Genomic DNA, 14489 nt, shown 5'->3' on the forward strand with positions numbered 1-14489 from the left:
ATTTATTTTTGTATCTAATCAATTCTGCCTCAAAACTAGGCATTTTTTTACAAGCGATTGATCACTTCGTCGACATTTTTGATTGTTACAGAGATCGTCCCATCTGGATTATTGATAAATTCAATCAACTCAGGATTGCGATAGACCTCAAGCGGTACGATCAATTCGATTCCGTTCGATAATTTTAATTTTTGTTTGCCGTATTTTTTCTCCGTGATCTCGCGAACTTCCCGTAAAAGCGGCGCTTGATCGACATACCCTTTTTCTACGACTTCTTCTTGAAAAGCAATCTGAGCCGATACATTATCTTTGAAAACTTTTTGGGCCACGATTTTAGCATCAATCTGACCACTTTCTTCTACTACATCATAAACAGCTTCTTTCACATCAGCGATCACATCATGTTTTGGACTTTCAAACTTTGCACCGATTTTTTCCGCTACTTTCTTGATGACCCGTACATTTTCTTCCAATGAAGGAGCTGGACGACTTTCAATCACTTGGGTTGAAAAATACAAACGTTTCTCCCCGGAAAAAGGATATTTTTTTTCAATCAATTCATAACTTAAGTTGCCTAAATTAACGACGATTCCTTCGTCGGCTTTTTGTGTTTTATTTGAAAGTAGTGCACGATGAAGGATCAATTCATTTTTCAATCCCGCTTCATCGGAATCAACGATATGGGTGTAACCTTCATGATAATTGACTTTCAAAAAAGCTAGATAGAGCTGCGTATCTTCTTCGTATAATACGACAAACGCATCCGCACTAGGCGCCTCTTCACTTTCTTTATAGGCTTCATACCAGCGAGCTACGATTTTTTCACTAGCCGATAAAAAATCATGTTCTGCTTGCCGGCTCAATAGAGCAAAAGGTGAATCTTCTGCTAATGTTCCTGTCTTTGTTTGGGCCGAAGATAATTTTTGAACTTTTTTCGTTACATAGTCGTGAATGTACTCTTTCGTCAAATCTAATTCACTTTGACTGTAGATTGGATCGCCAGATTCCCGGTCAACGATGTGAAGGGCGGCCTTTTTTAAATAGATATCCATCTGTTCCCTGCTTTCTATTGAATTCGTTGGATCCTTAAACGTTGCGCCTTGCTAAACTTAGATTTAGTCAGACGGTTTCATCTATTTTATCCTAACTGCTTCTCGCTTGAATAAAATCAGCAGCCTAACTATCATACACAGGAAACAGGAAATTTAGCAACTATTGTTTTAGCAACAATTCTCCATCTTTCATTTGATAAATATGATCACTCCACTGCGTCATTCGTTCATCATGAGTGACCATGACAATCGCTTTCTTGCGCTCATGGGCTTCTTTGGCCAAAAGTTTTACTACATCATACGCGTGCTCAGAATCAAGGCTGGCTGTCGGTTCATCCGCCAAGATCAACTGCGGGTCGTTAAATAGCGAACGCGCGATGGCGACTCGCTGTCTTTCGCCGCCGGATAAGGCTTTGGGATATTGTTCTCGCAACTCCCAAATATCTAAAGATTTCAGCAACTCTTCGATCTTTGCCGATTTTTTTTCTCCCTCGATTTTTTCTACCAATTGAAATTGTTCTTGAACTTTTAGAAACGGAATTAAATTGGAACTTTGTAAAATAAAACCGATTTCTTTGAACCGCGCTTTTGAACGTTCTTTCTCATTCATCTGACTGAAATCTGAGCCATTGATGCTGATTTTTCCTTCAGTCGGTGTCTGTAAACCACCGGCGATCGTTAAAAACGTACTCTTACCTGAGCCTGAAGGCCCGATCACACTTACAAATTCGCCTTTTGCAACAGTAAAATCAATCTTTTTTAATGCCGTGACTTCTGTATGTCCTTGACCAAATTTTTTTACGATTTTTTCCATCAGTAAGACATTACTCATCTTATTCTCCTCCAATCGCTGTTACTGGGTCTACTTTTGTGACAGTCCGCATCGAGAATAATCCGCCGATCATCGCGACAATTACTAAGATCACACTATACAACGCCCATTGAGTAGCATGGACCGCAAACGGCAACGCGCTTGGTAGAATCAAACTAGTGAGTACACTTAATCCAACAGCGACGGCAACTCCGATTATTCCTACGAGAAATGCTTGTGCTAAAACTGAGCGCACTAAATAGCTAGTCGCTACTCCTTGCGCTTTCATCACACCAAAAATCGACGTTTTTTGCAACGTGATCACATACATAAAAATTCCAATAATCGCAGTTACAACAACAAACAAGAAATAGATCATTGTATTCAGCGTCAATTTCTCTGGAGTGTACCCGGGAATATTTTCAATAAATGTTTCTGGAGTTATTTTCTCCAACTTTGTCTGACCTTCTTGTTCAATTGTCGTTTGACCTTTTGTCGCGATCATATTGATGGGGTCATTTCCGTTAGTATGCGTCCCATATTTCAATGTATTGAATACAGTTGGATTCAAATAGATCACCGGCGCGATCATATATGTCGTTTCTTTGATCACTCCAACGATCTTCAATGTTTGATCATTGATTTTTATCGACTGATTCAAACGATAGCCTTCTGCTAATAAATTTTCAGATACGATCGTTTCATCTTTGTTTTGATACAGGCGGCCTTTGATGATTTTTGGAACGATAAAAGCATCATTAGCAGTCCCAAAAATTGAAACATTTGTTTTTTCACCGCCGCCTTTTTTCTTAACAGCAGTTGCATAGACGCCTACTTCGGCTTTTTCTTTCGCCGTTACACGATTCGCATCGCTTTGTTGCAACTGTGAAGCATTGACTACTTTGTTGCTATCTTCTGACAAAATAATTGCCGTTGCGTTCCAATCATCGATCGCCTTGCGATTGCCATCAGCCAGCCCGCCGGCTAATCCTGACAACATAAAAACTACATACGCAACTAAAATCATGATCCCTACGATCAATCCGTATCTCAATTTCGCATAGCGAATTTCTTTCCAAGCTAAAAACATCTACTCACCCTTTCTGAAACTAGCGTACACTTATAGTGACAAAATGTCACTAGTTTTGCTCCTATGTTATAATGAAAAAAACATGATTCGAGGTGCCCGATGCCTAAAAAAACTTTTCAAAATTTACCAAAAGCACGTCAGGCTGAGATTCGTGACTTATTGCTGACGATTTTTTATGAAAAACCTGTCAGTCAAGTAAAAGTCAGCGAGATCGTAGAAGCTTTACAGATGTCGCGGGGAATTTTTTATAAATATTTTGAAGATTTAAATGATGCCTATGATTATTTGATCCACTTCTACGCTGGACAGATCCATGGAGAGATCATCCAATATATGATCGAGCAAGAAGACGATTTCTTTCAAGGAATCGAAGCCTTCTTATTGCTTTATGTCGATTTAACTCAAGAAGATCCCCGCTACCGTCAATTGGTTCTGTTGTCTCAAAATAGTCATCTCTTTTCCTATCGCTCAGCAACAGAGCATAGTCTCTCTGCCTGGACACAACTTTTGGCAAAAAATCATTTTATTATGCCTGGCTTAGACGAGCAAATTAGTTTTTTATATTTTTCAATGAAATTAGTCATCGATTCGTTAACAGACATGCTGGCAAATCATTGGAGCGCGGCAGAGTTGTTGCGCGATTTCCATTTTAAGACACATTGGTTGCTTGAAGGAATCAAAAAGGGGTCGTGACCAAGTCACAACCCCTTTTCAATGATTTAGTAAGATTGATGATTTTTTTCTAGTGCTTGCTGCTTTAATACGTCCATAAACTCTGCTTTTGACATTTGTTTAACACTGGCACTGCCGTGTTTGCGTACGGCAAAACTGCCGTCTGCTAATTCCTTGTCGCCAATAACTAAAATATACGGAATTTTCCGCAGCTCTGCTTCGCGGATTTTTTTGCCTAATTTTTCATTCCGCAGATCTTTTTCGACTCGGATCCCGGCGGCATGAAATTCTTGGAACAATTCTTCTACGCCAGTATCATGTGCTTGCGCAACGCTGAGCAGTGCTACTTGTTTTGGCGCCAGCCAAAATGGAAAGGCACCTGCGTAATGTTCAATCAAAATACCTAGGAAACGATCCAGTGAACCAAAAACTGCCCGATGGATCATTACTGGTTGCGCCGCTTCGTTATTCTCATCGATATACGTCAAATCAAATTTCCCCGGCATTTGAAAATCTAATTGAACGGTCGCACACTGATGGCTGCGATTCAAAGCATCTTTGATATAAATATCGATCTTCGGTCCATAAAAGGTGCCGTCGCCCTCATTGATATTGTATTTATAGCCAAGGTCCGTCAATACTTTTCCTAAAGAAGCTTCGGCTTCGTCCCACAATTCAATCTCGCCCATGAAATCATCTGGCCGCGTCGACAGCTCGACAGCATATTCAAAACCAAAGATCTTATAAACTTCATCAATGATTTTTAAAGCTAATGCGATTTCTTGTTCGATTTGATCTCGTCGTACAAAAATATGTGCATCATCCTGACAAAATGTCCGAACTCTAAGCAAGCCGTTCAATGCTCCGCTGAATTCGTGGCGATGGACTTGACCAAACTCAGCCATTCGCATCGGCAGATCGCGATACGACCGCTTGCGGTCTTTAAAGATCAAACAATGTCCCGGACAGTTCATCGGTTTTAATGCATAATCTTCATCTGCGACTTTTGTGAAGTACATATTGTTTTTATAATGATCCCAATGACCAGAACGTTCCCATAAACGCTGATTCAAAATCAATGGAGTCTTAACTTCTTTATAATCATATTTTGCTTGCAGTTCACGCAAAAATTTCTGCAATTCATTGCGAATGATCAGCCCATTTTCCAAGTAGAAAGGCATTCCTGGTGCTTCTTCAGAAAACATAAATAGATCCAGTTCTTTGCCGAGCTTTTGATGGCTGCGTTTTTCCGATTCCTCTAAATAATCCAAATGCGCTAAGAGCTGCGCTTTTTCCGCAAAAACGACACCGGTCACCCGTTGCAGCATTTCATTATCCGGGTTTCCCTGCCAGTAAGCGCCAGAAACTTTCAATAATGAAAAATATTTGGCAGTTGCTAGTTCCAAGGCGGCCGGTTCAAGGAAAAATTCCGTCACATCCCCGAAAGAGTAAACGAAAACGAGTCGGTTTTCTTCCAATTCCGATAAGGCAAAAAGCTTCAATTCATTGTCTTTGAAGATCTCTTTTGCTTCTGACACGGTCAATGTCAGACTTTCGATTTTTGCATCGGCTTTGATTCTTTTTTTGATGTGGTATTCCAGATCTTTCAAGGCTAGCGCACTCAGTGGTTGATTTACGCGCAAGTCGACCCAAATCGTTTGATCTTCACGTTGCGGTTTAGCAAAAAGAGCTTCAGGATGTTGTGCTTTGATCGCTTCTTCCAGCAAAAGACTGACCAATTGACAGATTGCTGTCGCCCCTTCAGGAGAAGTACAATCATAAAAAGCAATCTCTGAATTTTTTTTGACTGGAGTTGATAAGTCAACAAGCTCGCCATCAATACTGCCTACAACTGCGTCTTCTTGCAATTGATTTTTTATTTCAAATAAGGTGGTGTTTTCTCTCACCTTTTGTTTGCTTCCATCCGGTAAAACAATTTCGATTTCTTTTGACATTCAACTCAACTCCGATCCGCTTTCTCACTAAAAAATTTATTGTTGCGTACCTTTTCTTTTTAATTCTAACAAAAGGTCTGGAGGGTTTCCAATAAAAAAACGTCCCTATAAAATAGGGACGTGAATAAACGTGTTACCACCCAGGTTCCCAAAAAGTTTTATCCTTTTTGGCTCATAAGATACATAACGAGTATCGACCGGACCGTTTACGGCCGCTCAAAGGGAGTAATCTATTTTTCCCAATCAGAAGCTTCCAGCCATGGCCTCTTTCTCTTGTGATGGAAATTAAAATCAGATCGTATCCTTCTCATTGCATTCAACTATTGATTAAAGCATAGACTGGGCTAAAATGTTTGTCAACGCTTTTTTGATGGTTATTCATTTGATTTTAAGGCATCGATCATATTGATGTGGCGCAAGCGGAAATGGGTCGCGAACATCACGACTCCTGAGAATAAAATCGTCAGCCCGCCCGAAAGAAGATAGGCGCCCGGTCGAATAACTAATGGGAACGTAATTGTCTCCATCGAAGCCTGGTCCAAAATGAATTTCGTCAGAACGATTCCTAAGCCATACCCGAACAAAATACCAAGCAGTGTAAAAACAAAATTTTCCCGGAAAATATAGGCGGTAACTTCTCGATCGTAAAAACCTAACACCTTGATCGTAGACAATTCCCGCAGTCTTTCAGAGACATTAATATTCGTCAAATTATAAAGCACGATAAACGCCAACAGTCCTGACAAGACGACAAAGATCCAGACGATTCCATCGAGGTTTTCCATTGAATGTTCTTGTGTTTTGATTTGAGTAGACATAAATGACGTATTCATCACTTGATTACTGCTTAACAATTTTTGGGACAATCCTTTCTCTTCATTCCTAGTCATTTTTTGACTTTTTAATAGATAACTATTCATCACAAACGCTGTCCCGCGAGTTTTTTGATAATAATCTTTTGATAAATAGAGAAAATTTCCTAAATAGTTCTCAGTGATTTTAGCTATTTTGACTTTAAAAGTTTGCTGGTCTTCATCATAGACCGTCAAGCTGTCCCCTTCGGTCAAATCAAATAATTCAGCCATTTTTTGCGTGATCACCGCACCGCTAGCTGGCAGCTCGAATGAATTCCCCGCTTGTTTTAAATGCAGGTAGTTGCCGAATTTTTGCCGGTTTTCCGGCACCATCATCATCAACCTTTGATTTGCTTGCCCTTTTTGTTTTAATTCGACCGTTTGATTCAGCGCAGCTAAGTGGCTCGTGATTTTTTTATTCTGTGAAAAGAGCGCTTCTATTTTTTTCTGATCTGGTTGATCTTTTAACGTAACCGTAGCCTCATAATCGATGATCGGTCCAAATTGCTTGTCCCCGACAGAGCCAATCGAATCTTTCAAACCGACACCTGCCACCATCAAAGCCGCACAACCTGCAATCCCGATCACCGCCATGATCATGCGCGACTTATAACGAAATAGATTTCGATAGCTGACCTTTGAATTAAAACTCATCCGTGACCAAATCGGCGTGATTCGTTCTAAAAAGATTCGTTTCCCAGGCTTTGGTGCTTTAGGCTGCAGCAGTACTGCTGGTTTTTCATGAAGTTCCCGTAATAAAACAAGTAATGCCGCACCTAAACTAGCAAATAAAAAAGCGAGCGCCGCTTGGATCATCGGCCGTACTAAGTAAAAAGCCTCGACTCCGGGTAAATTGTACCGATCGCTGGAAAGTTCAAAGATCAAACGCGGCAACGTATGTGTCCCAATCAAACTACCTAAAACGATTCCGATCGCAGCAGCCGATAAGGCGTAAATAATATACTTGATCGAAATTTCAAAGCGCGAATAGCCTAGTGCTTTCAAGGTCCCGATCTCTCGCCGATTTTCTTCTACCATCCGCGTCATCGTCGTAAATGTGATGAGTGCTGCGATAAAGAAAAAAAAGACTGGAAAGACATTGGCGATCGCGGCGATTCGCTCAGAAAGATCGCCGTATTCTTGAAAACCAGAATTATCTGCTCGCTGATTATATGAATAGCTAGGCGTTTTTAATTCGCTGATTTCTTTTTCACTAGCGTTGAGCTTTTCTTGCGCAGCCAACAGCTGTTCGCGATTTTTCGTAAGTTCTTTTTGCTGTGCTTGTAATTCTGCTTGCGCTTGCATCAATTGCGGATTTCCTGCTGGAATCGCACTCGCTTGCTGTTCTAGCTGCGTACTTGCCTGATCCAACTCTTTTTGAGCGGCTGTCAATTTTGTTAAATGATCCGTCACTTCAGCTTTTTGGGGCGACAATTCTTTTTCTGCGTCGGTTTTGATTTCTGCCAACCGTTCTTTCGGCCGATCCGCAAATAATGTTTCGGTTTTCTCAATATTTTTATCCATTATTGCTTTATAAGTTTTGCCGTAGGTTTCTTTGTTTTTAACATTTGCAAAACGAACATAGATTACCGATTTTACTTCGTTAGAAAAATTATTTTCTGGCAAATAAGCAAAAAAATCAACACTGCCATTTCCAATAGTCGAAAGCCCGCGTTCTTCTGTATTGATATAAAGCGGAGATTGGACAAAGCCTACGATCTTAAAATTTTGGCGCTCCAATTGATCTGGCTGTTTGATTTTAAATGTCTGATTCAATCGATACCCTTCGTTTAACGCCTTTTCATCCAAAACAATCTCATTTTCTTTTTTAGGCAGACGACCTTTTTTGACGATTAATTGATTTTGCTGATTCTTTTCAGCGTATGAATACAGTTTGATTACTTGATTTTTTTCATCGTCTGCATAAAAAAATTGATAACCGCTTTCAACTTGTGCATGAGGAATTTTTTCTGCCATCGCTTCATCTTCTGCTGTCAAACCGCCGGTAGAGATAATCTGCAAATTAGACAGCTCCTGCTCGTCCATATATCGACTCGCTGAGTGATTCAAGATCGGACCGGTAGCTTTGATCCCAACATACAGCAAAGTTCCCAATAAAATAATTAGAACGATCGCAATGAACCGTCCTTTTGAATAAAAGATTTCGCGTAAACTTGCCTTTAAATACGTCTTGTTTTTCATTTGTCCGCTCCTGTTTTTTTGTCCATTTCATTCTAACACAAAATTTTTTGATCGCTGACTTGAATATTTCTGACTAAATAAAAAAATGGTGCAAAAGAAAAACCTTCGCCCCATTTTTTATGATCTAATTCAGTTCGTGTATTCTCAGAAAAACGCGACGCTTTCGACTAACTTAATTTTTAAAGGAATGAATCGGTGCCGGGATCCGCCCGCCGCGAGCGACAAAATCTGCAGACCCCGCTGAATTGACCGCCATGACTGGTGCCCTTCCTAATAAACCACCAAATTCAACCATCTCGCCAATCTTTTTACCTTTGGCAGGAATAATTCGGACAGCCGTTGTTTTGTGATTGATCACTCCGATTGCTGCTTCGTCTGCGATCATCGCTGCGATACTGCTTGCTGGTGTTGCGCCAGGAATCGCAATCATGTCCAATCCTACTGAACAGATTGCAGTCATCGCTTCCAGTTTTTCGATCGTCAACGAACCATTATTGACCGCATCGATCATCCCAGCGTCTTCTGAAACCGGAATAAATGCACCTGATAGTCCACCTACGTGATTACAAGCCATTACGCCGCCTTTTTTAACTGCGTCGTTTAGCAATGCTAATGCTGCTGTCGTGCCATGGGTCCCGACACTTTCTAGCCCCATCTCTTCCAAAACGTGCGCGACTGAATCCCCAACTGCCGGTGTCGGTGCTAACGATAAATCTACAATTCCAAATGGCACACCCAAGCGTTCCGATGCGATTTTACCGACCATTTGTCCCATTCGTGTAATTTTAAAAGCTGTTTTTTTCACAACTTCGGCTACTACGTCAAACGGTTCACCTTTCACTTTTTCTAAGGCACGTTTTACTACACCTGGTCCGCTGACACCAACGTTGATGATGCAATCAGCTTCACCTACACCATGAAAAGCTCCTGCCATGAAGGGATTGTCTTCGACTGCATTCGCAAAAACGACCAGTTTGGCACAACCTAAATCAGAAGCTTCGGCGGTTTTCTTTACGATTTTTCCCATATGAGCGACGGCATCCATATTGATTCCTGCTCTTGTTGAACCAATATTCACCGAAGCACAGACAAAATCTGTCTCCGCCAAAGCTTGCGGGATCGAGTCGATCAAAATTTTGTCGCCGTGTTGATAGCCTTTTTCGACTAATGCAGAAAATCCGCCTAAAAAATTCACGCCGACAGCTTTGGCCGCTCTGTCTAAAGTTTTAGCAAATTTCACATAATCCGTATCCGGAGTCGCCGCAGCAATGATACCGATTGGTGTAACAGAGATTCGTTTATTAATGATGGGAATCCCATATTCCGCTTCGATCGCCTCGCCTACTTTGACAAGATCGCGAGCTTTAGTCGTAATTTTTTGATAGATTCTTTCACATGCACGATCGCTGTCGCTATCGATACAATCTAACAAAGAAATCCCCATTGTAATCGTTCGAATATCCAGATTTTCCTCTTCGATCATTCGAATCGTCTCCAGTATTTGATTCGTTTCCACAAGCAGACCTCCTTATAATTTATGCATTGCATCAAAAATTTCTTGGTTTTGAATACTGATCTTAACACCCAACGTTTTTCCTAATTCATGAAACTGTGCTTTTGCCGCTTCAAAATCAACTGTCGCAGCAGACAAATCGACTGACATCATCATCGTAAAATATTCGTCCATAATTGTTTGCGAAACATCAAGAATATTGATATTTTGTTCCGCTAGGTTTTGACTGACTCCGGCAATGATCCCGACCTTATCTTTTCCAATAACCGTTACTACTCCCCGCATTTACCTATCTCCCTTCAGATAATGTTTTTCATTATAACACAACGATTATAAAACAATTAAAATTTTATTAATAAAAATAATGTTTTTCCATCGATTGTTCGTGTTTTCCTCACTTGTGTTGATTGCTCGTCGAACTGAATCCTTTATTAAGGTGCAGCAAATGATTGTTCTAAAGAAACAATTCTTCTTTACTTCTAGATTCGTCAGCATTATGCTGATTAAAAAAAGGAGGTTCTTTAATGGAACTTTTTGAAACAATGATTCAACACACATCCGTCCGCTCATTCACCTCGCAAACATTAAACTCAGAATTAAAAAGAAAATTAATCTTAGCAGCTCAAAGTGCCAGCAGCTCAAATTTTTTACAAGCCTTTTCCGTCGTTGAGATCACCGACCAGAAAAAAAGGGAAACAATCGAACAGCTCGCAAATTTTCCAGTCACTAACGGAAACAACGGTGAACTTTATATTTTTGTAGCAGACCTGAATAAACACGCACAAGTCTTGGCACTGAATGAAGATACGGACGATCATTTACGAAAGATGGAGTCGTTGGTCACAGCAATTGTCGATACGGCCTTAGCTGCCCAATCGATGGCGGTTTTTGCAGAATCAGAAAAACTAGGTATCTGTTATGTCGGCGGTATTCGTAATGATTTATTCAAAATGAAAGAATTGCTCGAACTGCCTGAATTAACTTACCCGGTATTTGGGATGTTCGTTGGCTATCCTGCCGAAAAAAATGAAGTCAAACCACGTTTGCCCCTCGATGCAGTGCTTGGAACCAACACGTACCGCTCACTCACACCCACGTTGATTGAAAACTATGATAAAAAAACTGCAGCCTACTATCAGCAACGTAATGCCAACAATCAGCAGACCAACTGGTCAGAAAAAATTCGTCACCATTTTAACTACCCGCGCCGACAAAACACCGGCGAATTTCTAAAAGAACAAGGCTTTATTTTCTAAAATACTTGCTCATTTATTGGCGAAACTAAATCTGATTTTAATCATTTCACTCAGGTTGACTGCTCATAAAAAAAGCAACTCTTGCCGCATTCATTTTTACTTGAATACAACAAGAGCTACTTTTTTTATTTAATTATTGGATTAAAGCAAAAATCGATTCCATTTTTATTCATTGCTTAAAACGATTTTTCCTTTGGCATGATGGGTCTCGCTCAATTCATGAGCAGCTTTTACACCTGCTGCTGTGAGGGGATAGGTATGCCCCACGATACTTTTTACTTTACCTTCAGCCATTAGATCTGCGATTTCTTGCAGTTGTTTCCCATCTGGTTGCAACCAAATACTTTCCGCTACTGCAACCTTTTTAGCCAATTCTTCATCTGGCTTGCCGACGATCGAGATCAAACGGCCATTTTCAGGTAAGACTTTGAAACTATTTGCTTGAACCTCGCCGCCCATTGTATCAAAAACTAAATCAATCTCTGATACTACTTCTGAAAAATCTGTCGTATGATAATCGATCACTTGATCGGCACCTAATTCTTTTAGCAACGCATGATTTTCTTCACTGGCTGTCGTAATGACTGTTGCTCCAGCATTTTTTGCTAATTGGATAGCATAGATTCCGACACCACCCGCACCTGCATGGATCAAAACTTTTTCTCCAGCTGTTAATTTTCCATGAGTAAATAATGCTTGATATGCGGTTAAGCCCGCCAAAGGAACTGCGGCTGCCTCTGCAAACGAAACAGTATCCGGCTTAGTTGCTAATAAATGGTCGTCAACGATTGCATAATCTGCGTAAGTACCAAAACGAGTCGTTTCAGGCCGAGCAAAAACAGCTTGACCAACTTGCCAATCAGCTACTGCCGAGCCCACTTCTGCAATCTCGCCAGCAACATCCCAACCTAAAATAATTGGAAAATCCCATGGCATCATTTGTGCCAAGTAGCCCTCCCGCAACTTCCAATCAATTGGATTGACAGACGTTGCTTTTACTTTGACTAAAACTTGATGTTCACCTAATTTAGGCAACTCCACTTGACTTTCTTTTAATTGGTCTGCATGACCATATTGTTCGATAACAATTGCACGTGTTTCCATCCATACATCCCCTCTCGTACCTGTCATTATAGAAGTCTATCCAAAAAATCGGAAATGATTTGCTTTTAGATGCTCCTCACAAAGATTTATTTGGCTGAACTAGCTGTCAAAAAAACTGCAGACATCAATCATCGTGTCGTCTGCAGTCTGAATGTCGCACTTTCTTTGCGACTTATAAATCAGAAATAGTTGTTCCTTCGCCAAAGATTGTTTCCCAATCACCGGTAAAATCAGTCACTGCTTGAGCAATCGAAGGCATCGATAGCGCTTGCTGGATGATATCGACCCCCATTGTTGCCGCTTGACTGCCATTTTCCAATGCGGCATTGACTTGACCGACATTTTTAAAACTTGCTGCCAAAATTTTTGTTTTACTCTTTGTCCGTTCGATTTCTTCTGCCATTTCAAAAATCGCTTCTCGCGGATCGATGTTCAAATTTTCCATCCGATTAAAGTATGGTGCAATGTAATCAGCACCTGCTGCGATCGCTAAATACGCTTGAAACTTTGTATAAATAGCGGTCGCTGTCACATTGATACCTCGGCTTTTTAATTCTTTAATCGCTTTTAATCCAGGTTCATTTACTGGGATCTTGATGAAAACGTTTGGATCAATCTTCGCTAAGATCGTTTCTGCATCTCGAATGATTCCTTCATAATCCGTTGCTACGACTTGAACATGCAATGAACGCTGTTCGCCAATAATTTCGTGAATTGCTTTCATGTGTTGGAAGAATTCGATTTTCCCTTCTTTTTTTACGATCGAAGGGTTCGAGGTAACACCAGCGATCGGTAAACTAGCAACAAATTTTTTAATATCGGCGTGGTTGGCTGTGTCTAACATAAATTCCATTTAAAAAAATCTCCTTTGCACTTTTCTATAGCTCAAGCGTAGCATCCAAACAAAGAGATTTCTGTATTTGCTCGCTAAAAAAAAACGAAAAGCCCCGTAACAAGCCTTTCGCAAATAAATTTTATTCACTAATCGCACAAATGTGCATTTTTTATAAAAAAACTACTTTCGTTCGTTTAATCGCAAAATTTCTTGTGCGGTTTCTTGATCAGTGATCAATGTTTTCAAATACCCTTTTTTCAATAACGGTACGATCGAACGAGCCTTAAAAATCCCACGTGCGATTCCCACCGACTGCGGAACTTTTGCCAATTCTTCTAAAGACAATCCGATCGTGCGCCGACTCAGCTCACCAGTCAACTCTTTTCCGTAACTGTCATAAAACCGGCAGCAACAATCGCCAACTGCTTCGCGTAATTTTAATTCGGCATAATCTGCTGGGGATAATAAATCACGCCACTGGCTTTTATGATAGCTCAACGGACCGCCGATCCCAACGATTACTAGATCCAGATGCTGCCAAGCTTCCTTTAAATCATAAAAATATTTTGAATTGAAGATCCCTTCAGCCAATTCTTTAGTTTCTTGGATCACCGTAGCATTCACGAATAAACTATTGCCGTTTAATTTACGTGCAAGTTCATAGACCAATGTATTTACATGATAGCGCGAATTGATGTGGCTCGGACCACCGACTACCGGTACAACCGTGATATTTGATAACTGTTTTGACTCAATTTTATTGACCGCCTCGCCGACACTGGCACCCCACGACAAACCTATAGTCATTCCATCTGTCAACTGACGGCGGATCCATGCGCCTGCGGCTGTTGCCAACCGTTCTTCTTTTACTTCTTCACTAGTATTGCTTTCTGTCGATACTAATTCAACAGCGGTTAAATTAAAAGTCCGTTTCAACTGTTCTTCTAACTCGAACAGACTCGCATCAAAATGATTGATTTTGATCTCCACGAGGCCGCTTGCTTTAGCTTGGCTCAACATTCGGCTGACTGTCGTACGATAGATTGCTAGTTCTTTGGCAATCTGCGCTTGCGTCAGCTCTTGTTCATAATACATATATGCTATTTTAGCTAATAATTTCTTCTTGTCCTCTTTCATCGCGGATC

12 protein-coding genes are annotated in these 14489 nt (G+C 40.6%); 2 read left to right on the plus strand and 10 right to left on the minus strand.

The genetic code is table 11. The annotated features are described in order from the left end of the window. Window positions 1-47: 47 nt before the first annotated feature. The 3 genes from FFM68_RS01820 to FFM68_RS01830 all read right to left on the minus strand — a co-directional run bounded on the left by FFM68_RS01820 (window position 48) and on the right by FFM68_RS01830 (window position 2953). A complete protein-coding gene (locus tag FFM68_RS01820) occupies window positions 48-1052 on the minus strand; it encodes a nucleoid-associated protein (protein ID WP_137617728.1) in 1005 nt (334 codons plus the stop codon). Window positions 1053-1212: 160 nt separating this feature from the next. Further along, window positions 1213-1884 carry an ABC transporter ATP-binding protein gene (locus tag FFM68_RS01825; protein ID WP_137617729.1) on the minus strand — a complete coding sequence of 224 codons (672 nt, stop codon included), beginning with the start codon at window positions 1882-1884 and terminating at the stop codon, window positions 1213-1215. A gap of 1 nt (window position 1885) precedes the next feature. Beyond that, window positions 1886-2953: an ABC transporter permease gene (locus FFM68_RS01830; protein WP_137617730.1), complete on the minus strand. Its 1068-nt coding sequence runs from the start codon at window positions 2951-2953 to the stop codon at window positions 1886-1888. 99 nt (window positions 2954-3052) lie between these two features. On the opposite strand from FFM68_RS01830, the gene FFM68_RS01835 reads away from it, so the two are divergent. Further along, on the plus strand, window positions 3053-3646 hold the full coding sequence (locus FFM68_RS01835) for a TetR/AcrR family transcriptional regulator (protein ID WP_137617731.1): 594 nt from the start codon (window positions 3053-3055) through the stop codon (window positions 3644-3646). A 26-nt stretch (window positions 3647-3672) separates the two neighbouring features. On the opposite strand, the gene thrS is transcribed toward FFM68_RS01835, so the two are convergent. The 4 genes from thrS to FFM68_RS01855 form a co-directional block, all read right to left on the minus strand. Further along, window positions 3673-5580, minus strand: coding sequence for a threonine--tRNA ligase (thrS, locus tag FFM68_RS01840; protein ID WP_137617732.1), 1908 nt, complete (start codon window positions 5578-5580; stop codon window positions 3673-3675). Window positions 5581-5954: 374 nt separating this feature from the next. Further along, window positions 5955-8636: an FtsX-like permease family protein gene (locus FFM68_RS01845; protein ID WP_137617733.1), complete on the minus strand. Its 2682-nt coding sequence runs from the start codon at window positions 8634-8636 to the stop codon at window positions 5955-5957. Window positions 8637-8808: 172 nt separating this feature from the next. Next, a complete protein-coding gene (locus tag FFM68_RS01850; RefSeq protein ID WP_137617734.1) occupies window positions 8809-10152 on the minus strand; it encodes a PFL family protein in 1344 nt (447 codons plus the stop codon). 12 nt (window positions 10153-10164) lie between these two features. Next, window positions 10165-10434: an ACT domain-containing protein gene (locus FFM68_RS01855; RefSeq protein ID WP_137617735.1), complete on the minus strand. Its 270-nt coding sequence runs from the start codon at window positions 10432-10434 to the stop codon at window positions 10165-10167. A gap of 239 nt (window positions 10435-10673) precedes the next feature. On the opposite strand from FFM68_RS01855, the gene FFM68_RS01860 reads away from it, so the two are divergent. Further along, window positions 10674-11405: an NADPH-dependent oxidoreductase gene (locus tag FFM68_RS01860; RefSeq protein WP_137617736.1), complete on the plus strand. Its 732-nt coding sequence runs from the start codon at window positions 10674-10676 to the stop codon at window positions 11403-11405. 165 nt (window positions 11406-11570) lie between these two features. Here the strand turns inward: FFM68_RS01860 and FFM68_RS01865 are convergent, their stop codons facing one another. The 3 genes from FFM68_RS01865 to FFM68_RS01875 form a co-directional block, all read right to left on the minus strand. Continuing rightward, window positions 11571-12509, minus strand: a complete 939-nt coding sequence (locus FFM68_RS01865) for an NADP-dependent oxidoreductase (protein WP_137617737.1) — start codon at window positions 12507-12509, stop codon at window positions 11571-11573. Window positions 12510-12681: 172 nt separating this feature from the next. Next, the gene (locus FFM68_RS01870) at window positions 12682-13362 is read right to left on the minus strand and encodes a fructose-6-phosphate aldolase (protein ID WP_137617738.1); all 681 of its coding nucleotides are present in this window, start codon (window positions 13360-13362) and stop codon (window positions 12682-12684) included. Between the two features lie 162 nt (window positions 13363-13524). Further along, on the minus strand, window positions 13525-14481 hold the full coding sequence (locus tag FFM68_RS01875) for a sugar-binding transcriptional regulator (RefSeq protein WP_137617739.1): 957 nt from the start codon (window positions 14479-14481) through the stop codon (window positions 13525-13527). Window positions 14482-14489 lie beyond the last annotated feature (8 nt).

This window comes from Enterococcus xiangfangensis, assembly GCF_005405365.1.
Classification (GTDB): Bacteria; Bacillota; Bacilli; order Lactobacillales; family Enterococcaceae; genus Enterococcus_A; species Enterococcus_A xiangfangensis.